General features: G+C 43.8%; 22 protein-coding genes, 1 tRNA gene, 1 other RNA gene and 3 pseudogenes. 7 read left to right on the top strand and 20 right to left on the bottom strand.

Features of this window, described 5'->3' with window-relative positions; all coding sequences use genetic code 11:
• Positions 1 to 184: 184 nt before the first annotated feature.
• The 7 genes and pseudogenes from TT11_RS08610 to coaD form a co-directional block, all read right to left on the bottom strand.
• Positions 185 to 574 carry an ABC transporter permease gene (locus TT11_RS08610; protein WP_261870044.1) on the bottom strand — a complete coding sequence of 130 codons (390 nt, stop codon included), beginning with the start codon at positions 572 to 574 and terminating at the stop codon, positions 185 to 187.
• 280 nt (positions 575 to 854) lie between these two features.
• Positions 855 to 931: transfer RNA gene (locus TT11_RS08605), tRNA-Met, on the bottom strand.
• 121 nt (positions 932 to 1,052) lie between these two features.
• Positions 1,053 to 1,419: RNase P RNA component class A (gene rnpB / locus TT11_RS08600), an RNA gene on the bottom strand.
• A gap of 74 nt (positions 1,420 to 1,493) precedes the next feature.
• Positions 1,494 to 2,210 carry a dethiobiotin synthase gene (gene bioD, locus TT11_RS08595; protein WP_261870043.1) on the bottom strand — a complete coding sequence of 239 codons (717 nt, stop codon included), beginning with the start codon at positions 2,208 to 2,210 and terminating at the stop codon, positions 1,494 to 1,496.
• Positions 2,207 to 3,542, bottom strand: a pseudogene (bioA, locus tag TT11_RS08590) (adenosylmethionine--8-amino-7-oxononanoate transaminase). Before bioA ends, bioD begins: the two are co-directional and overlap by 4 nt.
• A 61-nt stretch (positions 3,543 to 3,603) precedes the next feature.
• Positions 3,604 to 3,852 (bottom strand): YfhL family 4Fe-4S dicluster ferredoxin, encoded by a 249-nt coding sequence (locus TT11_RS08585; RefSeq protein ID WP_021814308.1) that lies wholly within the window; start codon positions 3,850 to 3,852, stop codon positions 3,604 to 3,606.
• A gap of 95 nt (positions 3,853 to 3,947) precedes the next feature.
• Entirely contained in the window at positions 3,948 to 4,466 is a 519-nt protein-coding gene (gene coaD / locus TT11_RS08580) for a pantetheine-phosphate adenylyltransferase (protein WP_102078894.1), read from the bottom strand.
• A 221-nt stretch (positions 4,467 to 4,687) separates the two neighbouring features.
• Between coaD and smpB the strand changes: the two genes are divergently transcribed.
• On the top strand, positions 4,688 to 5,197 hold the full coding sequence (gene smpB, locus TT11_RS08575) for an SsrA-binding protein SmpB (protein ID WP_261870050.1): 510 nt from the start codon (positions 4,688 to 4,690) through the stop codon (positions 5,195 to 5,197).
• A gap of 140 nt (positions 5,198 to 5,337) precedes the next feature.
• Here smpB and TT11_RS08570 read toward each other — a convergent pair whose 3' ends face one another.
• Together TT11_RS08570 and TT11_RS08565 are read right to left on the bottom strand one after the other, a co-directional pair.
• On the bottom strand, positions 5,338 to 6,105 hold the full coding sequence (locus TT11_RS08570) for an EamA family transporter (protein ID WP_261870039.1): 768 nt from the start codon (positions 6,103 to 6,105) through the stop codon (positions 5,338 to 5,340).
• On the bottom strand, positions 6,074 to 6,361 hold the full coding sequence (locus TT11_RS08565; RefSeq protein WP_261870038.1) for a hypothetical protein: 288 nt from the start codon (positions 6,359 to 6,361) through the stop codon (positions 6,074 to 6,076). The genes TT11_RS08570 and TT11_RS08565 overlap by 32 nt, the downstream gene beginning before the upstream one ends.
• A 242-nt stretch (positions 6,362 to 6,603) precedes the next feature.
• On the opposite strand from TT11_RS08565, the gene TT11_RS08560 reads away from it, so the two are divergent.
• The 3 genes from TT11_RS08560 (at position 6,604) to TT11_RS17230 (ending at position 7,986) form a co-directional block, all read left to right on the top strand.
• Positions 6,604 to 7,071 (top strand): Lrp/AsnC family transcriptional regulator, encoded by a 468-nt coding sequence (locus TT11_RS08560; protein WP_261870037.1) that lies wholly within the window; start codon positions 6,604 to 6,606, stop codon positions 7,069 to 7,071.
• A 164-nt stretch (positions 7,072 to 7,235) separates the two neighbouring features.
• Positions 7,236 to 7,586: a hypothetical protein gene (locus TT11_RS17235; protein ID WP_370587827.1), complete on the top strand. Its 351-nt coding sequence runs from the start codon at positions 7,236 to 7,238 to the stop codon at positions 7,584 to 7,586.
• A gap of 4 nt (positions 7,587 to 7,590) precedes the next feature.
• Positions 7,591 to 7,986, top strand: a complete 396-nt coding sequence (locus TT11_RS17230; protein WP_370587826.1) for a hypothetical protein — start codon at positions 7,591 to 7,593, stop codon at positions 7,984 to 7,986.
• A 167-nt stretch (positions 7,987 to 8,153) separates the two neighbouring features.
• Here the strand turns inward: TT11_RS17230 and TT11_RS08550 are convergent, their stop codons facing one another.
• Together TT11_RS08550 and TT11_RS08545 are read right to left on the bottom strand one after the other, a co-directional pair.
• Entirely contained in the window at positions 8,154 to 8,795 is a 642-nt protein-coding gene (locus tag TT11_RS08550) for a hypothetical protein (RefSeq protein ID WP_261870036.1), read from the bottom strand.
• Between the two features lie 10 nt (positions 8,796 to 8,805).
• Positions 8,806 to 10,087: pseudogene (locus tag TT11_RS08545) on the bottom strand (ammonium transporter).
• A gap of 647 nt (positions 10,088 to 10,734) precedes the next feature.
• Between TT11_RS08545 and TT11_RS08540 the strand changes: the two are divergent.
• The 3 genes and pseudogenes from TT11_RS08540 to TT11_RS08530 all read left to right on the top strand — a co-directional run bounded on the left by TT11_RS08540 (position 10,735) and on the right by TT11_RS08530 (position 14,945).
• A pseudogene (locus TT11_RS08540) lies at positions 10,735 to 13,195 on the top strand (YgiQ family radical SAM protein).
• A gap of 328 nt (positions 13,196 to 13,523) precedes the next feature.
• Complete coding sequence (locus TT11_RS08535) at positions 13,524 to 13,934, top strand: hypothetical protein (RefSeq protein ID WP_134292608.1); 411 nt, start codon at positions 13,524 to 13,526, stop codon at positions 13,932 to 13,934.
• 435 nt (positions 13,935 to 14,369) lie between these two features.
• Complete coding sequence (locus TT11_RS08530; RefSeq protein ID WP_261870035.1) at positions 14,370 to 14,945, top strand: hypothetical protein; 576 nt, start codon at positions 14,370 to 14,372, stop codon at positions 14,943 to 14,945.
• A 100-nt stretch (positions 14,946 to 15,045) separates the two neighbouring features.
• Here TT11_RS08530 and TT11_RS08525 read toward each other — a convergent pair whose 3' ends face one another.
• The 9 genes from TT11_RS08525 to TT11_RS08490 all read right to left on the bottom strand — a co-directional run bounded on the left by TT11_RS08525 (position 15,046) and on the right by TT11_RS08490 (position 26,159).
• Positions 15,046 to 15,651: a DUF2971 domain-containing protein gene (locus tag TT11_RS08525; protein ID WP_261870033.1), complete on the bottom strand. Its 606-nt coding sequence runs from the start codon at positions 15,649 to 15,651 to the stop codon at positions 15,046 to 15,048.
• Between the two features lie 64 nt (positions 15,652 to 15,715).
• Positions 15,716 to 16,240 (bottom strand): hypothetical protein, encoded by a 525-nt coding sequence (locus TT11_RS08520; RefSeq protein ID WP_261870032.1) that lies wholly within the window; start codon positions 16,238 to 16,240, stop codon positions 15,716 to 15,718.
• Positions 16,241 to 16,495: 255 nt separating this feature from the next.
• Positions 16,496 to 16,900 (bottom strand): hypothetical protein, encoded by a 405-nt coding sequence (locus TT11_RS08515; RefSeq protein ID WP_261870031.1) that lies wholly within the window; start codon positions 16,898 to 16,900, stop codon positions 16,496 to 16,498.
• Positions 16,852 to 17,622, bottom strand: a complete 771-nt coding sequence (locus TT11_RS08510; RefSeq protein ID WP_261870030.1) for a lipopolysaccharide assembly protein LapB — start codon at positions 17,620 to 17,622, stop codon at positions 16,852 to 16,854. The genes TT11_RS08515 and TT11_RS08510 overlap by 49 nt, the downstream gene beginning before the upstream one ends.
• Positions 17,623 to 17,625: 3 nt before the next feature.
• The gene (ligA, locus tag TT11_RS08505; RefSeq protein WP_261870029.1) at positions 17,626 to 19,749 is read right to left on the bottom strand and encodes an NAD-dependent DNA ligase LigA; all 2,124 of its coding nucleotides are present in this window, start codon (positions 19,747 to 19,749) and stop codon (positions 17,626 to 17,628) included.
• 227 nt (positions 19,750 to 19,976) lie between these two features.
• Positions 19,977 to 20,993: a cell division protein ZipA C-terminal FtsZ-binding domain-containing protein gene (locus TT11_RS08500; protein WP_261870027.1), complete on the bottom strand. Its 1,017-nt coding sequence runs from the start codon at positions 20,991 to 20,993 to the stop codon at positions 19,977 to 19,979.
• A 215-nt stretch (positions 20,994 to 21,208) separates the two neighbouring features.
• Positions 21,209 to 24,673, bottom strand: a complete 3,465-nt coding sequence (locus tag TT11_RS08495) for a chromosome segregation protein SMC (RefSeq protein ID WP_370587825.1) — start codon at positions 24,671 to 24,673, stop codon at positions 21,209 to 21,211.
• A gap of 73 nt (positions 24,674 to 24,746) precedes the next feature.
• Positions 24,747 to 25,151, bottom strand: coding sequence for an AAA family ATPase (locus TT11_RS17225; RefSeq protein WP_370587824.1), 405 nt, complete (start codon positions 25,149 to 25,151; stop codon positions 24,747 to 24,749).
• 66 nt (positions 25,152 to 25,217) lie between these two features.
• Complete coding sequence (locus tag TT11_RS08490) at positions 25,218 to 26,159, bottom strand: hypothetical protein (RefSeq protein ID WP_261870026.1); 942 nt, start codon at positions 26,157 to 26,159, stop codon at positions 25,218 to 25,220.
• Positions 26,160 to 26,178 lie beyond the last annotated feature (19 nt).

The raw sequence follows: 26,178 nt of genomic DNA, 5'->3' as shown, positions 1-26,178 counted from the left end.
TAGGGTTCCGGAACGATATGAATTGGATAAAGAATGCCTGAAGCAAAATACAATATGGTAAAAATTATCGCAATTATCTTACTTATCTCGCCACCATAATATCCAATAACCATCATAATCAGAGCAACGCCAAAGCTGAACATAAAAAGCGTTATCCAGCAGAATAGTACAATATGCAGGTTGTCTAAACTGGTATAATCATTGAAAAAAAAGCTAGTCCGATTAACAATACAATAAACGTTATAAAATAAATAATCAGTTCTAAAGCTGATCTAGCAATAATGACATCAATGTGTTTAATCGAACGATACATTAAAAGACCTTGGTTGGCATCTACTGCTCCTAACGCTCTAGTTGCAATAGTTTGAAACATGCGAAAAGGAACCATTCCTCCAACTAAAAACAACGGAAAGCTCATTCCTGGTAGTGCACGTTCAATGATCACTCCAAAGATAACTAGAAATATAAGCATCTGAAAAATGATTTCTAAAGGCGCCCAAAGATAACCTAAACGATAACCACCAAAGCGAGTTTGTAGCTCGCGCATGATCAGTGCATGAAATGCGGCACCCATGACTTTAAGGCCACTACGATGCTGAACAGGACGATAAGGAGGTAATTGTATAGACATGGCGTTACAGGACTTTACCGAAAACAGCCCTATGATAAGTAAGCGCGACATAAGTTACAAGAATTAATCTGTACTTAGACAGATAAATCTATGATTTAGTAAGAAATCTGTAAGTAAATCACACCTAAAACGCTATCTATCAATTGCTTCTAGTTTATAAAACCACTTATTCTAGGCAAAAAAACAATCTCGATAGATTGGTTTTTTTTCGTACTGCTATATATGGTGGCGATGAAGAGACTTGAACTCTTGACCTCACGATTATGAGTCATGCGCTCTAACCAGCTGAGCTACATCGCCGTTTTAGGCTGCACATTATGCCCAAGCTGTTGACTGCGTCAACCCCTAATAAGCATTTTTGCAAAAAAACGAATTTAATTCAGATTAATTGCAACTATTACTACATCAAACAATAAAAAAAAGGTTTGGTAAACCGATAAGCCGGGTTCTGTCGTGGACGATCATTCCTCTAGGCGTATCATCGCTAATACGCTCAAGCAACCTACCCGCATCGAACGCGGGCCGCGCCATGCCGATGCCTATTTGGTCTTGCTACGCGTGGAGTTTACCATGCCGTGAGATGTTGCCATTCACGCGGTGCGCTCTTACCGCACCCTTTCACCCTTACCGATAATACCCTAAGATACTAAAGGCGGTCTACTCTCTGCTGCACTGGTCGTCAAGTTACCCTGCCCAGCCGTTAGCTGGCACGCTGCCCTATGTAGCCCGGACTTTCCTCCCCTGCTCATCTGTTGCCAGTGTACAGCGGCGATCGCCTAGTCTACCAAGCGCGCTAGTATAGCAAACTTATGACTGCCTGCGAATGTCTTTTGGATTTATTTTTGTGGACAACACAAATAGGTTAAACAAAATTTTCTGGTAGTGTTTCAATATTACCGACCAGATTATCTTTTAGATATGGTATTTGTAGCCAATGCGCTTCGGGATAATGATTGTCCAAATATCTTCGTAGAAATTCAATAGTGCTATTTGCGATCTCAGTATCCGTTTGTTCAGCATCATCATGAATATGATTGTAAATAACACTATGTACCATTAATCCGCGCGATTTTATGGCTTCTAAACTCAGCAAAGTATGATTGATACTGCCCAATCGACCAGAGGTGACCAAGACGATAGGATAGCCTTGCTCGGCAATATAATCTAATATCAGTAAATTTTCTGTAATGGGCACAAGTAAACCACCCGCTCCTTCGAGCAATACCACATCGTAATCCGATTGCAGCACTTTAGTAGCTTTAGTAATAATTTCAATATCGAGGGGATAGTTGGCTAATGTTGCTGACAAATGCGGTGATGCAGGCTTCTCGTAGCGATAAGGGCAGGTGGTAAAATCGAGGTCACATGACTGTAGTGGGATCGCCATTAATTGACGATGAGTAATAATATCATCAGCGACATTCATCTCACTAGTATTTGGATTGATCGATACGCCCGTTTGTACTAACTTTTGAGTAATGACATCTAAGCCTTGCTGCATAAGCGCTTTGGCAAGCAGTCCAGTAGCATAGGTTTTACCAATATCGGTATCGATACCAGAAACAAATAAAACACTCATGGTTGACCTCGGTTTTCTAAATAAGTATGCACTACTTTTAGCAGTGATTGGCATAAGGTAGTCAGCTCATCATCAGTAATCATGTAGGGTGGCATGATATACACCAGCTTGCCAAATGGTCTGACCCAGATACCATTATCAATCAACAAAGACTGAAAAATGGGCATATCGACCGCTTCATGCAGCTCAATGACAGCGACCGCGCCCAAGCAGCGCACTTCAGCAACGCCTTCTAATAAAGCAGCAGGCGCTAGTTGTTGCTCCATAATACATTGCATATTTGCGGTACGCGCTTCAATATCATAAGACATAATCAAATCAATCGATGCGCACGCAACTGCACAAGCCAGTGGATTGCCCATAAAGGTTGGGCCATGCATCAGCGCTGGATAGTCACTATTATGAATGGTATCGGCAATATGACGGGTACATAGCGTTGCAGCAAAAGTCATATAGCCACCCGTTAGCGCCTTGCCAATAGTCATGATATCAGGGCTAATAGCTGCATGTTCACACGCAAATAATTTACCACTACGACCAAACCCAGTGGCGATTTCATCGGCAATCAATAGTACATCATGCTCATCGCACAGTTGACGCAGCAATTGCAGATATTCAGGACTATAAAAACGCATCCCGCCTGCGCCCTGAATAATTGGCTCAATGATAAACCCCGCCAACTGCTCACTATACTCGACAAAAAAACTGAGTTAATGATTTACGCTCATCTACTGTCAATGCGCGATCAAAGCCAATGGGCGGTGCAGGGACGAAATGCTGCATCGGTAATTGCTTGCCATATAGGCTGTGCATACCATTAACAGGATCACAGACACTCATGCATGCCACGTGTCTCCGTAATACCTGAATGGGTTGATGCAAACTGTTGCTTGGTTGGACGCTTGGCAGCTACTTGATACTGCAACGCCATTTTTAGTGCTACTTCTACCGCGATACTACCACTGTCCGCATAAAAAATTGCATCAAGTCCAGCAGGTACAATGTCGAGCAGTTTTTTTTGCCCAAATCGATCGCTGGCTGATGGGTTAACCCACCAAACATAACATGCGCCATTTTACCCAATTGCTGAGTCAATGCTTCATTCAGTTTTGGATGGTTATAACCATGAACGCTCGCCCACCATGACGACATACCATCGATCAGGCGCCTGCCATCTTCGGTGATGATATAAATACCTTCAGCGCGATCGATTACGATATTAGAATAAGTGGGTGGCAGGCTGGCATAAGGGTGCCAAAGGTGTTGTTGATCAAAGTCGTTTGTGACTTGGATAGATTGCGTGGTTGTTGTTTGCGTGGTTATTATTTCCATGGTCATCGTGTTGTCCCTAAAACGTTGTAAACCCAAACGTCATCAATCGCTTATAAATACTCTATTGACCCGTAATACGTTTGTATTTAGATAGCAGGTCGCTTTCAGTCTCGACATGATTGGGATCGTGAGGAATACAGTCGACTGGGCAAATCACAACGCATTGTGGCTCGTCAAAATGTCCGACACATTCTGTACATAGATCAGGGTCGATGACATAGATATCATCCCCTTCTGAGATGGCTTCATTGGGGCAAGCAGGCTCGCACACATCACAGTTGATGCACTCATCAGTGATTAATAGTGCCATGAACTGTTCCTTATATTTTTGCTTATATCAGTCATATATGGCTGCTCCTTACTGTTTTAGCAAGTGCTAGCAGCATATCTTTGATGCAGCATCTTTTATTTAATATTTAACTTTTTGTCGAATGCTTGCAAAACACAAGGTGGAACGAATTTATTGACGTCACCGCCAAGCTTGGCAATTTCGCGAATCATTGTAGATGAGATAAAGGAGTAATTTTGAGAGGGGGTCAAAAACACTGCCTCAAAGTTTTCATCAAGCTCACGATTCATATTGGCTAGCTGAAACTCGTACTCAAAATCTGACATCGCTCGCAAGCCACGCAAAACTGCCGTGGCGTTTTTTTCACGCATAAAATCAACAAGCAGCCCTTCAAAACCAATGACAGATACTTGCGGTAAATCAGCAAATACGGTTTCGACCAAAGCAACGCGCTCTTCAAAATTAAACAAGGGTTTTTTATGATGGCCTGAGGCAACCGCGATAACGACCTCATCAAATAGCTTGACGGCGCGTGTGACCAAATCTACATGACCGTTGGTAATAGGATCAAAGGTACCAGGGTATAGAATTTTGGTATGTAGCTTTGAGGAATTGGGAGAAATAGAGTGGCTCATAGCATGACTGATATAATCGGTGATATTAGGCCATATGCTAGCAAATTTTGCTCAAACTTAATACTTATCTGCTACATTTGTCCTAACAGCTGATTTACCTTTTCATCAGAGGCTTTGATACAATAGGCAGTTCGACTCATCCATCTCATAATCGAAATAAAAAAACAAGACTAGTTATTGGATTAGGATGAGGAATTAGTGGGACTGATTAAATAAGGAGCCTGTGTCTTAGGTCATCCTTATGGAGAAATTATGTCAAAAAAAATCAAAAAAAGCCAGATAATCAGATTTGCGCCAATAAAAAGGCGCGTCATGAGTATTTTATCGAAGAAACCTTTGAGGCAGGACTGGCATTACAAGGTTGGGAAGTCAAAGCCATTCGTGCAGGAAAAATGACGATTACTGAAGCGTACGTCATATTCCGTAATAACGAAGCCTTCTTGTTTGGGGCGCACATTCAGCCATTGCTATCGAGCTCAACGCACGTTAGTCCAGACAGTATTCGTACCCGTAAACTGCTGCTGAACCGTCGTGAGATCGAAAAACTATCTGGGGCAATCAACCAGAAAGGCTACGCTTGCGTACCGCTGTCTTGCTACTGGAAAAACTCACTGGTGAAGTGCCAAATTGGCCTAGCATTGGGTAAAAAGCAGCATGACAAACGTAAAACGCTAAAAGATCGTGACTGGGAACGTGATAAACAACGCGGTTTCAAACAGCATTTAGATTAAGCGTTATTTAATCTATATAAAAAGGACGACTCAATATTTACTGAGCCGTCCTTTTTTTGTTATCTACGATATCTATAAATATTACCGTTCAGCTTTAGCTACCAATAACAACTCATACAAGCATTTAGCAATCCATTCTACTATGCCATTTGCTCTTCTAGAGACAATGCTGTCTTTCTACTAGCCTGACGCAATTGCCTAACACCATGAGCAATCAAACACCCAATACCTAACCAAATCAGACCATAGCTATAGATCATCGCTGACTCAAATGGGTTGCCTAGTACGGTCACTGCCAAAATAAATAGCAATGCAGGCTCCAAATAGCTCATCATGCCATAGACATTGACTGGTAGCATTTGACTGGCATCAATGTTGGTCTTCATTGCCAAGACGCTGAGCACACCCAAACCTATTAGCATCATGATAAAGAAACCAGAGCCGCTAACCAATGCCAAACTGCTTGGGGCAAAAAGGAATAAGTAAGCCAACGCAAAGGGCGCAAATATCGTTAAATCAACCAATAATCCAGTCACGGCTCCGATTCCCTGCAGTCGGCGTAAAATGTAGTAAACAGGGTACGTACCGCATACCCATAGCGTCGCCCAAGAGACACTTTGCGTACGGATAACTTCGCTACCCACGCCCAGTGCGGCAAAGGCTACTGCCAACCATTGCAAACGGCTTAGTTTTTCGCCAAAGAGGACACAACCAAACACCACCATCATTAATGGGAATAAGAAGTATCCCATCGCGGTTTGCACACCTTGCCCATTCACTGGCGCCCACATAAATAACCAAAACTGGCTAAGGAATATTGGCGTAGGTAATAGCAGCCAAGCCCATTGCTTAGCGCCTTTGAGCACTTTTAATTTATCAATGTGCAATCCCAGACGTCCACTGACCATTAAGTATCCGACCAACGCTGCCCACATCGCGAGCATGCGCCAGATAAAAACCTGCGTCCCTGATAACGGCGCTAAAAAAACTGCTATACGCATAAAGTACGCCAAACAGTACATTGGACAATATGGCAAAAGACACCCCTAATATCAGAGTGCGTTGTTGTGCGCTACCTGTCGTCCAAATCGCAGGTAGTGGCAAACGTGCAACAGTTGTTGCTAGCGTATTAGCGAATACATTGGAGAGCATTGAGATAGACATGATAAGCACCGTAGCTATTAATAGATTTTAGAAACCAATTGCTAGCTCTTTTTTTTAAAGCGGCTCTGATTGGTATGGTCTATTTTACTATGGTGCTTTAATATATTATCTCTATATAGATGTATTAATGAATAAAAATATCAAATAAATACCATATAAATCATTATTTTCTTATATTAGTATTTTTAGTGATAATATTTATAAAGATAGATAGAAAACTCTGCTATTAAGGATGTCCTGATATGAGCCATACTTTAGATAATATTGATAAAGCTATTTTGAACTTGCTGCAAGATGATGCGACATTACCGCTTAAAGCTGTTGCAGAGCAAGTGCATGTATCTATCGCGACGGCGCAGCGGCGCATACAAGCACTGATAGATAGTGACGTGATTACCAAACAAGTAGCCATCGTCAATCCTGACAAAGTGGGCTACGGTCTGACAGCAGTGGTAATGATAGAAATGGAGCGCTCTAATACCTCAATGCAGCATCGGTTTGAGCGCCTAATGGATGCGCAATCACGAATCATGAGCTGCTATGAAGTATCGGGCGATTTTGATTTTATGTTGATGGTCAATGCGAAAAACATGAGCGACTATCATCAGTTCACCCGCAGCTTACTGACTTACGAAAATAATGTGCGCAATTTCAAAAGCCAGTTTGTGATGAACTTTACTAAGAGTGGAACTAAAATTACCCTAGATTAATTATAATTAATCTGTCTCAGCTAAACTTATAGATCATATGACAATGGATGATAAGTAGCTAAATTACATATAAACACTGTACGATATTCACCAGACATCCGAGAAGAAATAAAAACTCGATAGTTAATTTCGTAAGCCCATTTGTTAGACAAGGAAGACTAATCATGACTGACCATACAAACGCTGATAACAAGAATAATCAATCGTCACTAAAACCGTTAAATTCAAACAAGGTGATAGCAGCCGCTTTGTTTACTACGGTACTAGCCAGCTCAGGCTGTGCGACTAGCTCATTGTTAGACAATAGCGGGCATGTCACTACGAACACAACGAAGCAAATACTGTCTGAAGATCAAATTGTTGCTTTTGGTCGTCCTGCGCAGGCGTTACCAAAAATGCCAAACGCGTCAATGGTTATCGTAGGAGAAAAAAACAGCTACGTCCTCACCCAAGGTGGGACAGAAATGGTGAACTTACTGAGTAACCTCACGCAAAAAAAATATTCAAGTGGATAACGACATGAGCTTTCATGTACCCAATAATGATGGGTACTTCCAAGGTGAGATGAAATTGTCTTATGCCAAATTAAAAGATGAGTTTGGGCGTTCAGACTATCAGTTCTTTTTGCAAAATAACGGTAAAGAGTGCACCTCAGCGAGTGATCAACGTATCAATGCTCAGCGCTTTTGTTTTAGCGTTCCTGTCAAAGGCGCTATCTATCCGCAAGTTAGTAACTTAGGGTTAATTCAGTCAAACTATCGCGCACTGACCAAACCATATACGGTGAGCTTCTATACACAGACTCAGCAAGATGTCGTCACTCGTAGCGGTCCAAATGGCGCACAAAAGCTAGTATTGCTACCCTTTGCCCTCGCCTTTGACGTGGTTACTTTCCCGCTTCAGTTATTAGATTAAATAGTTAACTATTAGACTACTCATCGTCTAGTATCAAGCTTCAAGGTGCGTTATGAAAGCTACATAATGAAACTACGTCATGAAAGCTACGTTATAAAAGTCCCTTTATATAAGGCACGTTATCGAAAGGTATTCCGTACCCGACCATAACGTGCCAACTTAATATTTTAGAATAACTTTTCGACCAATATCTTCGGGTAGTTTTGTTTCGCCTTCTCTGCCGCTCGAAACATCATCTCATCTGCTTCGACAGGGCCTGCAACATCGCATAAGCATACATAAGCCAGCTGCATCAAATTATTCAACAGATGCTCATTATCAGGTACGGACGGGCGATTGCCTTCTAGAAACTGACTGATGTTAAGACTATGCCCTTTGAAGGTGCGCTCTTGCGAAACAGTTTGGTGCATGGTCAGAAATAGGTTGCGACTTTCTGTTTCTGATAGCTGACTGCGCAGTGCTTCTATGACGGTATAAAATGCCAGAACCAACTCAGAGACAGGGACTGGCGCTTTGATTGCTTTATTATGGCTATTGTGACCATTGTGACTATCAGACTCTATTGTCTGCTGACTATCCGCTTGCAACGTAGCCCAAAAGCCTTTCCTAATATCAGACTTATAAGCTTGCAGCTCAGGATAACGCCTTGTCGCATCCAAGACGCACTGTTGCATCATCTTTACAGAGACAGTCGAGTATCGCTGCCACTGTGATTTAAGCAGTCGCACCTCTTCAGGATTCAGATAATCGGCAAGCACTTCTGCCATCGCAGTCACGGCTTGATCGACGGATTGAGTATCAATATTCATCAGCTCTCTCCTATAAATGCCGCTCTGTTAAACTTTTAGTATCAAATATTTGCTTTTGAAACTCAGGATAGCCAAGCTCTGCATGCTCAGTATAATCAAGACCACGCTGCTCATGTAAGCGGCTGGCTTTTAATCCAAAGCTCATATCAATCAGCTTATACATCACCAGACCCAATCCCAATCCCCAGCCTAACGCCACGCCGACGCCCAGCGCTTGTACGCCAAGCCGCGATAAGTTAAACAAATCTCCTGTATAAAACAATCCTGCAGCGAGCGTACCCCATGCCCCGCCAAAGCCATGTACTGCCACTGCCGAGACCACATCGTCTACTTTGAATTTTAATAACGCTTGCATGATAAGATATATACCACTGAAGCGACCGCACCGATAATAATGGCAAATACAGGCGTTGTGGTCGCACAACCTGCAGTAATCGATACGAGACCAATCAGACTGGCATTGACACTATCGCTCAGTAAAATAGCTTTGTTAAGCGATCGGGAGATCAGCATGTAACTCACCACCGCACTGACTGCAGCGACAAAAGTATTGACTGCGATTAAACCAATATTGCCGGTGATAGATAATGTCGACCCAGCGTTGAACCCGAACCAACCAAACCATAAGATAAATCCGCCAAGCGCCAGTAACGTCATGTTATGCCCTGCGATAAGTCTTGGCGTACCATCAGGTGCAAAGCGGCCTAATCTTGGGCCAATGACCAAGATACCTGCCAAGCCAACCAGCCACCGATAGAATGCACGACAGTAGATCCAGCAAAATCAATAAAACCAAGCTCGGCTAGCCAGCCCGTACCGCCGAAGTAACCACCCCATACCCAACTGGCAAATACAGGGTAAATGAACAAACAAATCAAACATGCGGCCACTGCATAGCCGATAAAGGAAACTCGCTCTGCCATTGCACCACTAGCAATCGTCACCGCTGTCGCTGCAAACATCATCTGAAAAAACATCAATGCCCAGTCCATATTGGACAACTCAATTGGCATAAAATGATCCGTACCGACAAATCCGGAGTGATTGGTACCCATCATCAGCCCAAAACCAACCAAGTAGAACGCCAGACCGCCGACACACATATCGGTATAGTTTTTCATCATCACGTTTACCGCATTTTTCGCACGTACCGATCCGCTCTCAAGTAGCGCAAAACCTGCCTGCATAAAGAACACTAATACCCCGCCCCAGATAATCCAAGCGATATTTTGATATTCGAGCAGCTGTGCCATGGTCAATGTGTCGGCTTCAGCAGCTTGGGCGCTACCCATTGCTGCAAACAATACTGTACTTAGCACCAGCTTATTACTTAGCGATAGTTTTGATGGTTGTAATAGTTTTAATAATGCCTTTATCGTGTCCAGTCCAACAGATGATGTTCTCATTTTATCTCCAAACACTTATCTATCCGTTCAAATTTTATCGGTGCACTATTTTTACTCATTAATGCACACAAATAAGCCCTAATAAGGTGGAGCAAAACCTGTGCCAAAACCTATCATTAGAAATTGAAGTAAGTCTTAAATATAAGAAAACAAATGACCAGTATCAGATAAATCAGTATTTTGACTATTACGTTTGCGAGGATGTAGCTATAAATTGAACTAGGGTAGAGAATGATTGTTAGAAGGAAGTTCTATAGATCTGATAATGACCTTTATAAAATTAGTGATGAAACTAATAGCGTGACAGTTACAGCTAAGCTATTTTTGCCATTATTTTGCTGTGCGGATAGCTTGCTTTGCATGAGCAGTTTATCTCACGCTATCAATAACTTATCGGCAATCGTCCCTAATAGAATAGGTCGCATAGTGAAGGCGATTCATGTTAAAATGAGCGCTTTTAAATTCGCCTTTATTATCATTGGGTAATAAGGGCTGTATTTTTAGTGCCATTTTTCTAATTAACAGGTCCGCCCATGTCTGCCGATACCATCGCCCGCACTGCCTTTAAACAAGGCACCAAGCCACTTTATGATTATGACAAACACTGGGCGAGCTGCTACGAGCCAGCACCTTATCTACCGATGAGCCGCAAAGAGATGGACGATTTGGGCTGGGATGCTTGTGACGTCATCATCATTTCAGGTGATGCCTATGTCGATCATCCAAGCTTTGGTATGGCCATCATCGGTCGCTTGCTTGAGTCGCAAGGTTTCCGTGTTGGTATCATCGCTCAGCCAGATTGGAAGAGCAAAGACGCTTTATGGAACTCGGCAAACCTGTCTATGCGTACGGCGTGACCGCGGGCAACATGGACAGCATGATCAACCGCTATACCGCTGATCGCAAAATCCGTAGCGATGATGCTTACTCTCCGGGCAACGTGGCAAACAAACGCCCTGACCGTGCAGCTATCGTCTATAGCCAGCGCTGCCGTGAAGCCTATCCTGATGTGCCTATTATCTTAGGCGGCATTGAAGGCAGTCTACGCCGTATCGCTCATTATGATTATTGGTCAGACAAAGTCCGCCGTAGTATCTTGCTAGATGCGCGTGCTGATGTCTTACTGTATGGTAATGCTGAGCGTGCGATCGTCGATGTGGTACATGGTCTGTCTAAAGGCTATAGCTTTGAGCAAATGAGCAAATTGCGCGGTACGGCTTACTTATTGACCCCGACTCGTCGTCACTGGCAAGAAGATATGACTGAGGTTGCGAGTAACGATGTCGATACTGTCGGCCGTGTCGATCCAATCATCAACCCTTATGTAATGACCGAAGACGTTGATAGCTGTTCAATTGAGCAGAGCAAACCATCGGACTCGCCTGTTGGCCAAGCTATGTCATCGATGTCGTCACAATATCAGGGCTTCGTCGCAGAACCTGTCGCTAATAAAGTTATCAACGCTGAACAAGTCGACGAAGAGACGCAAGTGGTGCAAATGCGCGGATTTGATAAGCCAATGACCGCACGTAAGCATAAGCTAAAAATGCCACCACGTGAAAAAAACTGTCATTCGTCTGCCTGATTACGAGCACGTCAAATCTGACCCTGTGCTTTATGCTCATGCAAGTCGTATTCTGCATTTAGAGACCAATCCAGGTAACGCCCGTGCGCTTGTACAGCGTCATAGCAGCGGTGCTGGTAACTCACATACCTCTATCGACGTTTGGCTCAACCCACCACCAGTACCACTCTCCACAGAAGAGATGGATTATGTGTTTGACTTGCCGTATGCGCGCCTGCCGCATCCAAGCTATGGCGATGCGCGCATCCCTGCTTATGATATGATTAAGTTCTCAGTCAATATCATGCGCGGCTGTTTTGGTGGTTGTACCTTCTGCTCGATCACTGAGCACGAAGGCCGCATTATCCAGAGCCGTTCAGAAGATTCAATCTTGCGCGAAGTAGAAGCGATTCGTGATACTGCACCGAACTTTACTGGTGTGATATCTGACCTTGGTGGCCCAACAGCCAATATGTACCGCCTCAGCTGTAAAGATGAGACCATTGAGAAGAACTGCCGTAAGCCGTCTTGTGTCTATCCTGATGTCTGCGAAAACCTGATTACCGATCACAGTAACTTGACCAAACTATATCGCAAAGCGCGTGATATCAAAGGCGTGAAAAAAAATCCTGATTGCTTCAGGCTTGCGTTATGACTTGGCAGTAAAAGATCCTGAATATGTGAAAGAGTTGGTCAGTCATCACGTCGGTGGTTATCTCAAGATTGCGCCTGAGCACTCTGAAGAAGGCGTGCTATCGAAGATGATGAAGCCGGGCATGGGCAGCTATGATCAGTTCAAAGCCATGTTTGAGCAATTCAGCCAAGAAGCGGGTAAAGAGCAATATCTGATTCCTTACTTCATCGCCGCCCATCCGGGAACCAAAGATGAAGATATGATGAACCTTGCCCTTTGGCTCAAGAGTAATGGCTACCGTGCTGACCAAGTGCAGGCGTTTTATCCAAGCCCGATGGCGACCGCGACTACCATGTATCACACGCACAAAGATCCGCTACATAAGGTCAGCCGTGATGAAGGTGACATGGATATCGTCAAGTCTGGCAAGCAGCGCAAATTGCATAAAGCGTTCTTACGCTATCATGATCCAAAAAACTGGGTACTACTACGTAAAGCCCTACAAGACATGGGTCGTAGTGACTTGATTGGTAAAAATCGTGGTTGCTTGATTCCACCATTTAATGCCAGTTTAGAAGGGCGTGATGCCGCGCAAGATACTTATCAGTCAGCGCGCAAAAAGAATAGCCGTGTTGGCAATGACTCAGTGAAGCGTAGTAATGGCTCGTCAAACAACAGTGGGTCAGCTAAAGGTGCAGCAGGTAAAAATGCTGTCGGTAAAAACAGTAAGAAGAAAGTTAGCAAAGGCAATTTCCAGACTCAGCATACTGGTCTGCCACCACGTAAAACCAAGTAGTGTCATAGCAGGTAGTGTTTATAGTATAAAAGTGCATGCTCAATCTAACGCGTGTTAAGTAAAACAAAAAAGCGTCTATCAGCCACTCGTTGATAGACGCTTTTTTATGCGCTGATTTTATAGTTGCGCATCTCAGAATTAATACGGCTTACTTTTCAGCATGTCGCAGATTGCAAGTTACATTAGACAGCGGTTGGGTAACGAAGCTAACAGGTAACGAACAATTTCTAACATTGAAATGGTTCGTTTTCGCTACTATAACCCTCATATGCTAAACGCATCATTAAGAACAAGTAAATGACAGCAGCGAAAAGCTTTGGAGAGCACTATGAAAATGATAACTAAAATTGCGACTACCCTACCAGTCCTTGCCCTATTGAGCGCTTGTGCGACTACCGCACCAACTACCCCAGATGCAACTGATACGCCAGTTCCAGAAAAAGTAACCGCTGCCTATGATCGTATGGCACCAGCACCATACACCTGCACCGATGACAGCAAAATCATGGCAAAACAGTCTATCAATAAAGAACAAGTCATGCTCAACGCTACCTTGCCAAAAGTAAAATGGGCCGAGCAGCCAATCATCCTAAACGGTAAAGTAAAAGGCGAAGTCGCAAGCTATGTAAATGATTCAAACCCAGAAGTCGTCTATGCATGGCACATGAAAGGTGACAAAGGTATCTTTGCGATGAAGTGGGCTGACGGTAAAGAATATCAAGTAAACTGCCAAATCTAATCAGCTAGAGATACGCTCATATCGTAATAGACAAATAGTCGTAATAGACAAAAAGCAGTCATTATATGGTGGCTGCTTTTTTATGCGTGTTCGTTTGATACGCGTATAGAAATGGCTATAAAAATCAGTATCAGATAGATAGTTGTACAGTTAGTTCAACATAATTTCGATACAAGGAAACCGAGTGCAAGTTATACATTAGTATGCTTAGCGAGGATGACAATGTAGCGGACTTATATAGACTCGACTATATAGTTGATTCAATTTAAAAGTGGTACAAGGCAGCCGAGTGCAGATATAACTGTAATACTGTAAGCGAGGTTAACGTTGTCATTCTTTTATAGAGGATCGACTATATCAAAACTTACCAACTGATGTATTTCGCTAGAGAAGCACAAAGAAAGCTGTCAAAATAGCAGGTAAAGAAAATCAATCATGACCAACAATCAAAAGGGTAACTCGATGGCAAAGCGTCTGATAAGTATGATGGTAATTGCAACGGCAAGCATGTGGGCGCTGACGGGCTGCGATAACGCTACCGATTCTGTCGATGCCACTGAGCAAACTGCGGAGACAGCAGCAGACTCTTCAACACCAGAAGGCAAACCAGCAGCCGACACCATCGATTGGTCACTGGTAGACAGTGGTGCAAAGCCTGCTGACCCTACCAACTATAAGTATCCGTTTGCGATCGATAGTCAAAACGTCCGAGACTATGCAGATTACTTCAAGGTGGACGCTGCGACCGCTCAGCATAATCTGACGGTGAGCATGGCAAGTAACGAAGCGCTATCGAAAGCCTTAGATCAACTCAGCGAAACCTATGTCTCACATGAGCTAACCGATGGCAATGAGATGACGCTTATCATTCATACCACGCCTGATGTCGCTGCCAGTCGCTATGATTATGTGCTGTCTGATGACTTTGCCAAAGGGCTGGTACTACCTATCGTGATTCAGCCAGATGGTAAGAAAGGTGATGTGAAAGCACATGGGGAGATGGTTGAGTAGAAAACTGAAATATAATGTGGATGAAGACCCATAGAGAAATAAATAATCATAGAACGTGAGTCAACATCCATACTATTTATGATTTTTCGCGTTTAGGCAATTATCGAAATACATTTCCTGATACTTCAACTGGTACATCAACATCTTTCAAAAGGTGATCGAAGTATCGTTTGTGATGAAGCGCAGCAGGAGCTATATAAATTTTATCGAGATGTTCTTTCACGCTAGGTTCATACTCAACATATAGAAAGCTACCATACTCCATTGTTACTTCAGGCCTATCAATCGAAGTGATATAAATCATCCTACACTCTTGCTCCTCACGAAATGCTGAATGTTTGACAAGATACTTCAAAGGCAAAAGTATTTCTTCAGCAAATTCATTCATTTCTTTAGCTTTAGAAGCCCCTAAACTCGCTTCTACATTATCAATTTCCTTCTCTACTTCCTTGTAAATAACCTTAAGTTTGTCATAAGCTTCTTTGAAGTTATCAGTTATTTCACCTATATATTTTTGATAGAGCTCCCATTCGTATTCAGCTTGAGACTGCTCTATACCATTTTTTATTATTCTTTTCTCACCAAGTTCACGAAAAAACGTTAAACGATTCCGTTGTGCTAAATGAAAATACTCTGATGTTGGGTCTAAATAAACGCATCTCATCACTGAATATTTAACTATCTCATTATTGTCAGAGGCTTGCACCTTTGTGTTATCTAGTTTCGTATCATTTATAGTTGAAATATTTTTAATAACTTTTGAAGTGTTCTCAACCGATAAATGAGATAGTCCTCCTATAAAGTTCTGAGACTGGAAAAAAATCTTTTTTGAAGACTAGGCTCATTCCAGAAGCCTCTTTGTTATCTTGTTTGCCATATAACCTAAACTGATTCAGGCTATCATGGTTAAAAGTAAAGCAGCTGATAAAAGCATGGAACTTCTCATCAAAAGCTAATGGAACGAAGCTATTATCTTTTACACCTTTCAATTTCCTAACAAGCAGTTGACCTTCACTAGGATCATTAACATTGTTAATCGTATTCAGTCTAAATGAGCTGGGGCGAGTATTATTCTTATCATTACCCAATAGTAGGTTAGAAGTATACGTAGACGTGTAATGAGCAAGCTTTCTCTCGAAAGGCTTTTCTTCATCAGCATACTTGCTAAAATCTAAAGTCAAAATATCAACTATATCTAACACTATATTTAATAACTGTAACAAGATTAGACCAAAATTCTTTGTTTCTGAAACTTTTAGTAAATCGCAAATTTTTTTCACAGCAATAAGACTCATAAGGATAATAGCTTTTAGCTGTATTAAATGAGTTTACTGCTTCTTCGATGTTGCCTTCATTAATAAATATTAACCCTAATTTGAATTGCGCATATGCATATATTCTAGTGTTGTCAGATTTTCTAATGTTCAAGAAAGCTTTTTTTAGCAACTATAGGTTTTCCAAATGATAAGTACGCAATATTCGCTTTTGCAACAGCGTAAGCTTCTGGATTATCTGATCGTTCTATTTTAGACCATGCAGCAATTGCTCCGTCATAATCTTGTTTTTTCTCTAATAAAAAAACCGATTCTTATTTTCGCTCTAGCATAAGTTTCCAAATTATCTGAACGCTCTATACTATTCCATGCTAATAACGCACCTTGAACATCGCCTTTATCACTTAATGAACAACCAATATTGAATTGTGCTTTTGAATAAATTTCACAGCCGTCTGAACGTTTAATACTTCTCAATATAGATAAAGAAACATCCTCTTTGCCATTTTCACTCAAGGTGTTTGCAATACTAAACTGTGCTCTAGTATAGCTGTCCACATCATCAGAACGCTCTACATTTCGCCATGCTAATAAGGCTCCTTCATTATTATTCTGCTTTCTTAAAATAGCCCCTATATTAAATTGCGCTTTCGCATAAACTTCTGGATTATCTGAACGCAAAATCTGAGACAATGCTTCAATGCTCCATCAATATCTTTCTTATTGTCTAGTTCATACCCTATACCGAATTGTGCATCTGCAAATATTTTAGGGTCATCTGTTTTTTTAATATTATTCCATGCTATTAGTGCTAACTCTTTATCAATCTTTCTCTCTAGTAGTATAGAGCCTATACTGAACTGAGCTTTAGCATAGGCAGCTTGATCGTCGGAGCGCTCTATATTACTCCAAGAACTTATAGCGCCCTTAGGATCCCCTTCCAAAAGTAAAATCTCTGCAATACGGAACTGTGCTTCAATAAAAAGTTCTAAGCTATCTTCACGCTTAATATTTTTATAAGCTTTCATCGATTCTAAAGTTTTATTTAAGTTATATAATACTCGACCAGTATAAAATTGTGCATAAGCATATGCGACTGAACTATCAGCGTGCTTTACTTTAATCCACTCTATCAAAGCACGTTCATCATCGTTTCCTTGTTTGAACATGACTCCAATATCTAATCGGAGTTGAGCATAAAGCTCAGGATTATCTGAACGTTTAATTTTATTCCATGCTTTCAGTGCATTTTCTAATTTGTTATTTTCGTGATATACACTTCCTATATTAAATTGTGCCTTTGCAAAAGTATCACCGCCATCCTTCTCACGAGTAACCTTCTGCAATCCTTCAATCTCTTTGCGAGTTTCTTCGTCCAGACCTTCCATGTCATCAATATTCATAATCTACGCCCCAACCATCGCTAAAAACTCATCTTCGCCCACTACTTTTACACCCAGTTTTTCCGCTTTGGTCAGTTTAGATCCAGCCTTATCCCCTGCCAGTAGCGCAGTGGTTTTTGCCGAGATGCTGCCCGAGACTTTTGCACCCAACGCTTGTAGTTTGGCTTTGGCTTCATCACGTGCCATGCTATCGAGCGCACCTGTAATGACCCACGTCTGCCCATCGAGTGGTAGACCTTCGGATGCAATTTGCTCGACCTTATCCCAATGCACACCAGCCGCGCGTAATGCCGTGATGACTTCGATATTGTGCGGCGCGCGGAAGAATTTATAAGTCAGCTCGGCAGTTATTTCGCCAACATCTGGCGTTTTTATCAAGGTCTCAATACTGGCCGACATTAGGCTATCGAGATCCTTAAATTGCTGAGCAAAGTTCTGCGCCGTACCTTCACCGACACCGCGGATGCCGAGTGCATAGATAAAGCGAGCCAATGTCGTATGCTTGCTGGCTTCAATAGCGTTGATGATATTTTGTACCGATTTTTCACCCAGTTTTTCAAAAGTGACCATCTCATCTGCATGGTTATGCAACTGATAGATATCAGCGACGGTTTTGACCAGACCGTGCTCAAAGAAGCTAATCAGCCAACTGGCACCAAGCCCATCGATATCCATCGCACGGCGTGAGACAAAGTGAATAAGTGCTTCTTGCTGCTGTGCTGGGCAAAACAATCCACCCGTACAGCGCGCCAATGCTTCGTCTTCAGGCAGCACCACAGGAGAGTCGCAGACAGGACAAGTCGAAGGTAGTGTGACCGGCTCGCTATTGGCCGGGCGCTGATCGTGCCAGACACGAGTGACTTTAGGGATGACATCGCCTGCCCGATGGACGCTGACCGTGTCACCTGCGCGCACATCTAAACGCTGAATCTCGCCAAAGTTATGCAAAGTGACATTGCTGACAGTGACGCCGCCGACTTTGACAGGCTCAAGCTTACCGACTGGTGTGATTTGACCCGTACGGCCGACTTGCCATTCGATATCGTTGAGACGTGTCATTACCGTTTCGGCAGGGAATTTATAGGCAGTTGCCCAGCGTGGCTCGCGTGATAGGTAGCCAAGCTGCTGCTGTAACGCAAGGCTGTTTACCTTAATTACCATGCCATCGATTTCAAAAGGCAAACTGGCACGGCTCTCAATCACTGACTCATAATAGGTCTGCGCGGCGCGTGGATTTGCTACCACTTCTACGGCGCTGACCGTAAATCCAAGCTCAGTAAGCCATGCTAGCGCCCCTGACTGCGTGCCGATAGTATCTGGCAAACCTTGATTGACCGAATAGCCATAGAATGCCAGTGGACGACTAGCAGCAATGGCTGGATCTAACTGACGTAAGCTACCAGCAGCGGCATTGCGCGGATTAGCAAAAGTTTTACCTTCTTTCTCTTCTGCCAATCGATTAAGACGCTCAAATCCTGCCTTTGGCATCAATACCTCACCGCGTACTTCTAGCAACTCAATGTCAGCCGCATCGGCTATCCATAGTGGCAAGTTACGAATGGTTTTGGCATTTTGAGTAATATCTTCACCCGTCTGCCCATCACCGCGCGTAACCGCTTGGACAAACTTACCATGCTCATACTTCAGTGAGACAGCCAGTCCATCAAGCTTTAGTTCCATCTCATACTCAGGGTTTTGCTGCGACACGCTAAGACGGTCATTGACACGGCGCATAAAATCGCGCAAATCATCATATTCAAAGACATTGCCCAGCGACAGCATCGGAATGTCATGAGTGACTTGGGTAAAGGCAGATAGCGGCATATCGCCGACTTGATTGATTGGGCTATCTGGCTGCACCAAATCTGGATATTCTTCTTCAGCCTCAAGCAACGAGCGACGCAATTGGTCATACTCGCTGTCTTCTAATATCGGATTATCGAGCACGTAATAGGCATAGTTATGCGTCTTAATCGCTTCAATAAGCGCACGCATTTTTGAGACAATCTCTACACTATTATTGGTACTACTGTCGGTCGAACTAGGTACATTAGATTTGGCAGGTGCTTGATTTTCTACTTGAGCAGATAGGTTTTTAGAATTATTTGGTGAGGTAGAGTCAGTCATAGTCGGCGTCTTTTTTGCAATTCAAGATGTCGATATGATAACAAGTTTGTAGGAAGCTCGGTATAGTCAATCCTATATAAATCAAATACCATGTCAGGCTTGCTCAGTCTACTATGGTTAGCACTTTGCGGAAACTATAGCCCATTAAAAAAAAGGCAAACAACGTTAAGCGCTATTTGCCTTTTTTTATGATTTCTGCTATTAATCAGCTTTTAGCCTTTACACTGCTAGCCCTCATAATCACGGACTTGGTTACGTAGCTGCTGCTTGTATTCAGGCGTGATTGGTTCGTTCTCTTCATCAAGCATAATCGCATCAAGGTCGCTTGCCATCATGTAAGCAATGCTCATCATACTATCAAAGCTGCGCACAGCTTGTGGATGAGGCAATGACAAGAACACGACGACACCGTTATAGGTGTTGGTCGCGACACTATGCGGGTCAAACGGCGCGATACCACTATCAGTGATACCCATCATGCTAAACCACAACATACCCGTACCGTCTTTTTGCTCATAGCGATGGAACATATTCATCGCACCATAGCGTAGACCGTATTTATCAATCAACGCTAACAGATCACGACCACGGATAATCGCCGCTGGGCGGTCACGATATTGGTGCGGCAATATGGTGATATTGATATTGTCTTTGGCATTAATCAAAGGACCATTTTGCGCGTCATCACCTGACTCTGATAGATGCTGATCCAGTATCGGGCTGTTGTCATCGAAGCTTGGCTCTTCTGCCGTATCGATGGTTGGCATCAGGCTATCGGTCGCTGACATTAGGCTAGAGAACGCATCAGGCTCTTGCTCGATATGCATCTGATCGGCGACTTCTACAAACTCAGCACTATCGGCACGGCGTTGCTCTTCTTGCCAGCGCGCGTAGTCTGCTTCATCGATGACGTCATGGTCGTCAGCTGCTATATGGTTACGCTCAGCCGTTAGTTGAGCGTCAACGTTAGTATGCGCTTGCGTCAATGGCTCTTCTTCAACGACGGCATCCAAGTAACTACGATCTGGACCGATGCTCGTCTCGCCTGCGACTGTATCATCGAGATCTGGCTGATCGACGATGTTGCGCTCGTGACGCGGTATGATCGGAATACCATTTTTATCATAATTGACCGCAGCAGCTTCGGTAGCACCGCGGCGCTTAAAGCTACGAATGACCATAAACAGCCCTGCGAGCACGATAAACGCGGCAATGGCAATCAATATAAACTGAATAACGGTCATGATAAATACATCCTAGTATATATAACAAAAGGGAATACACAAACGAGCATAAATGGCAATATTCTAGCATGGCTGACCTATATCGTCACCACATTGTGTACTTTATAACCAGTATGCTGGACTGAGGTCAAGCTTATTTGCATTTATGCCAATTGATTGATTATATTTGCATCGCGCTGATTCTCATAGCACTTTTAATGTCGGTTATTTCACGCTTAGCTCTCTACGTAACGCGCAGCTTCGTCGAGCGACACACTAACGAGTGTAGAAATGCCTGCACTTGGCATGGTAATACCCTTTAGCTCATCAGCAATTTGCATCGTTAATTTATTATGACTGATAAAAATAAACTGCAAATCATCTGCTAGCTCATGGATGAGACTGGTAAAGCGCGCGACGTTGGCATCATCAAGCGGTGCATCGACCTCATCAAGCACACAGAACGGTGCAGGATGCTGCTTAAATATCGCAAAAATCAAACTCAATGCAGTAAGGGTTTTTTCACCACCCGATAGTACCGCCAAGCGACTGTTGCGTTTGCCCTTCGGCTGTGCCATTAAGGTAAGCCCTGCCCGCCATTGTTCCGACTTTGGCGTATTGGCGGGCATTTCCTCGGTATTCAGTGTCAGACTGGCTTGCCCACCGCCAAAGACTTTGGCAAATAAATTGGCCAGCTCATTATTGACCGCATCAAGCGTCTGCATAAACAGCGTCTTGGTCGTCTCATCAATAGAGGCAATCGCTTCAGTCAATGTCTGCATACTGGCCGCGATATCTGCCGTCTGCTGTGCGAGTGGCTCTAGGCGTTCGTTCACTTCGGCCAACTCTGCGACCGCTGCCAAATTCACTGGCCCAATCTTACTCAATTGCTGGGTTAACTTAGCTCGCTCGGACTCTAGCTCAGCGATTTTGTCTGGACGAACGCGGCGATCATGAGCGATGAAATCTGCTAGCAAGTTTGAGACGCTCATGCTTTGTTGCGGTTGCTCTGCTTGCGCTTTATATTTATGACTTACACGATAGTAGGCATCTAAAGCGCTCTGCGTGTGTGCGCTAGCATCTTCCAAGCGCGCTGCACTCAGTGCCAGCTCAGTAGCATGACGGGCAAGCTCTTTTTGCTGCGTTTGTAACGTATTTTGCAATGTATCAAATGCTGTCTGCTGCTCAGCGTACGTTTGTTTTAGTGCTGTTAGCGCAGTATCACGCTCGTTCAATAGCACTTGCTGCTCATCGCGCGTTACCTGTGCAGACTGCAAAGCTGCTTGTAGCTCTGGCAACTTGGATTGCTGCTTCTCGTGACGCGTCTGTAGACTTTGCTCATTCTCTAACGACTTGTCGTGTTGCTCAGTTGCACGAGCCAGACTGCTAACACTATGTTCCAAGCGCATCTCATACTGCTGAATACGCAGCTGTAATGCTTGCCAAGCGTCATCATCAGCTTGACGCGCGCGGTTTAGCTCGCTGCGCTCAGCTTGCAGTTGCTGATTTGTCGCTCGTGCCTCTGCTATTTGCGGGGTAAGCGTAGCAATCTCGCTTTCAATATGCTGTTGTTCTTGCTCAAGGGTTTGTTGCTCTTGTGCCAGTTCTTGCTTTTCTTGCTCAAGCGCTACTTTATCAGCGTTCAAACGCTGGCTATCCGCTTGCAACCGCTCAGCATTGGCTCGCTCGGTCGTCAGTTGCTGCTGGTATTGATGCTTATCACGGGTTAACTGCTCAGCTTGCGCGCGCGTTTCTTCCAAGCTAACCATCAACGCATCATAATCGCGCTGGTCTTTTGCAATAGATTTTTGCTGCTCTTGTATTTTAGTTTCATACTCATCAAGCAAGTCTTCTAATGCTTGCAAACGCGTACGCTGTTGCAGACGCTGCGTGAGGAATTGGCTGCTGCTATCACTTTGACTATCTTGCGCACCAGCGAATTTGCTTAAATTAATCGTTCCATGACGACTGATCAGCCAACCATCTGCGGTAAGCAAAATAGCGGACGATGGTAATAACTTTAGTACATCAGTAAGTGTATCAATTTCATGCTGCTGACTGGTCTCAAACTGCGCCGTATATATATAGCACTGCTGCCATAGCGAGAGTAGCGGCTGAGTAATCAACTGCGATAATGGCAATACTTTATCAATCAAATTGTCTGGCAATTCGCTGACAAATTCTTGGTCACTAATAGCACTTTGCGCAGTAGGTAACCATAAGCTATGACCTGTCTCTACTAGAGCTTTATCTTTTGCACTGTCCGGTGTATTTTGTGCCGTCTGATAAGTCAGTAAACCTGCAATGTCATGTTCAAGCGCTTGCCACAAGCTATTCGCTTGTTGAGAAATGCCGTTAGCGTTATTAGCGTCTGATTGCTTGATTTGATTGGCTTGTTGGTTAGCAACCAGCACATGGCTATCTAGCCACAATGCTAGGATATTATCGAGTAGCGGCGCATGCTCCTGCCCCTTGGCACTTAGCTCAATCTGCTCACGTAGCGTTGCAACAGCTAACGGCTGATGATGTATGCCATCGTTATCTGCATTATCCGTCGCAGTAGTTTGGGTCTTTGCTGATTGCTGTTTTATAGGTTTAGGATGCAGTATCTGATGCAGGGTATCGTATTCGCCTGCCAGCAACGCATGACGCTTTTCATCATCGCTAAGCTCGCTCTGCTGTGTATTCAGTCTCTGCTGCAAGCCATGTGCTTGCGGTTGTATCTCAGACAAACGTTCATCGACGGCGTCGCGTTGACGCTCAATCTGCTGCAACTGCGTGTTTAACTCAGTGACTTGATTTTCTAGCGCTTGACTTAGATCCTGTATATCAGTTGTCTTACTCACATCAGCACTGTCAGATGCAGATGGCGCTATAGACTGCTGTAATTGCAGCCACAGGTTTTGCCAGTTTTGCTCGCGGCGTTGCCATTTATCATAGCTTTGCTGATGGCGCTTTTGTGCTTGAGCGTTAATGGCTTGCTGCTGTTCAAGCGAACGGGTTTTATCTTGTAAGCGTGACAGATTGTTTTGCGCTTCATGCCACGCGCGCTGTAATGGTTGCTCATTGCGCTTATAGTTATCACGTTTATCTGCTAGCTCAATAAGCTGCGGGCGTAATGCTTCTAGCGCTTGATTCAGCTCAGCTTGTTCAGCGTTGAGCCGTTCGATATCAGCGAGTGATTGCACACGCTGCTGAGCCAAGCCAGACAGTTGCTGCTCGATAGTAGTCAGCTGTGACTTAGCATCGCTCAATTGATGTTCCGCTTGTTGATAGCCGAGCTGCTGCTGATAGTGAGCGCTTTGGGCATCGTCTTTGAGCCATTGCTCTTGATTGATGCAAGCAATGAGCTTATCTTGCTGAGCTTTGAGCGTGTCATAATCGGCCTGTAGCGTCGATACTTCAGCAGCACTACGCTCATGCGCTACTTTCTGCTGTTGATGGGTTTGCTTGGCTTGATACAGCTGCTGAATAGCGAGCTGCTGCTCGATATCAGCTAGTGTTAAGGCGAGCTCTTCGTAACGCTGCGCACTAGCTGCCTGCTTAGACAGTGTCTTTTGTTGACGCAGTAACTCGCTTTGCATATCGTGCAGACGCGCTAGATTGTCCCTTGTCTTCTCTAACTTCTTTTGCGTTTCTTCACGGCGAGCCTGATAGCGCGAGACACCTGCCGCCTCTTCAATAAACTCACGCAACTGCAAAGGACTCGACTCAACAATCCGCCAATCATACCTTGCTCAATCACTGCATAGCTACGTGCACCCAGCCCTGTACCTAAAACACATCGACCACATCACGGCGACGGCAACGCGTACCATTGATAAAATAATCTGAGCGGCCATCCTTATTTACCTGACGGCGAACCGACAGCTCTTGGTACAAGTTAAACTCGTGGCGAATACCAGTCTGCTCATCTTGGGTATGCTCGAAGGTTAGCTCGACACTGGCGACGCTTTTGGCTGTTTTATCTTGCGTACCGGCAAAGATAACATCACTCATCGCCCCGCCGCGTAACTGCTTGGCAGAGGTTTCGCCTAGCACCCAGCGGATAGCATCAATCACATTCGATTTGCCACAGCCGTTCGGCCCGACGATGGCGGTGATACCATGACGAAAAGTAAAAGTGGTTGGATTGGCAAAGGATTTGAAGCCTGCCAGCTTTAGAGATTTTAAACGCATGAAGAGTCAATAAACTTAGCAAAAACAGGCGGCTATTCTACCTGAAATTGTAGTGGGTTTTTAGGGTTAAACTGCTAAGTGCATAAACGATTTTGATTCAAGGCTTTGATGGAACCCTCGTAGCAGTTTTTGTTCCACTTGGCAGGTGTCATTTTCTGCTAAGTAGCGATTATTAAACTCAATAAGGGCTGACCATGTGATACTTGCTACTTCTAAATGATCGACTATCTCCAACAGCTCTGGTCTTAGTAGATGCTGATACTTCCTCGGTCTTTTGTGACAGAGAGCCAGCTCCCGATCCACGAGCGTTCGCTTGTTTTGCCTTAGCGCGTCACCACCGATAAACAGTAACAAAAACTTTGCCCTTTTATCGATAAAGCCTTTTTCTAATAAGTGCTCATACATTAAGCAGTATTTTAGGATTTGGTCTGGGTTTTTGCGACCAGCGAGTTTTAACTCATTCGCTATCAGCACATTCGCCTGATGGTTATAGGCTAGGTTGTCCATATACATTGCTTTTAGCTCTGTACTGTTTTCAAACATGCCGCTATTACCATGTGTCGACCATAACCCACTTGGCTCAAAGCTAATAAACTGCTGATAAAACAAGTTCAGATAAACATCACTGCACAAACTCAAAAAAATATCGAATTCTTTATTTAGATAGTCTTCAGAAAAGAACGTTACGCGGCGCACGGCTTCTCTCGCATTACAGATACCCATCGTTTGCGTTGAATACGTCTCTAGCTGCTCAGTTTCATTCATTTTCGTATTGAGCTTTTTGATGACTGATTGCTCAATCTCTTCTATATTTTTGTCCTTTAACTCTGGGTGAGTCGCCCACTCAATGATTTGGCGTACGTATTGCTTTTTAGTGATGCCTAAAATACGCTGCGGCTCCCATGCCAAAAACTCTACCATATTAGAGAGACCAGTCGTCCATGATAATTGGTCTTTTAGATGATTCATTGAGCCGAAAACACGGCGGTATTTTTCTGCAGCTTTCATACTAATAATGTCTCACGGT

It is taken from the genome of Psychrobacter sp. JCM 18901 (assembly GCF_000586435.1).
GTDB lineage: Bacteria > Pseudomonadota > Gammaproteobacteria > Pseudomonadales > Moraxellaceae > Psychrobacter.
This window is presented reverse-complemented; position numbering and strand designations above follow the sequence as displayed.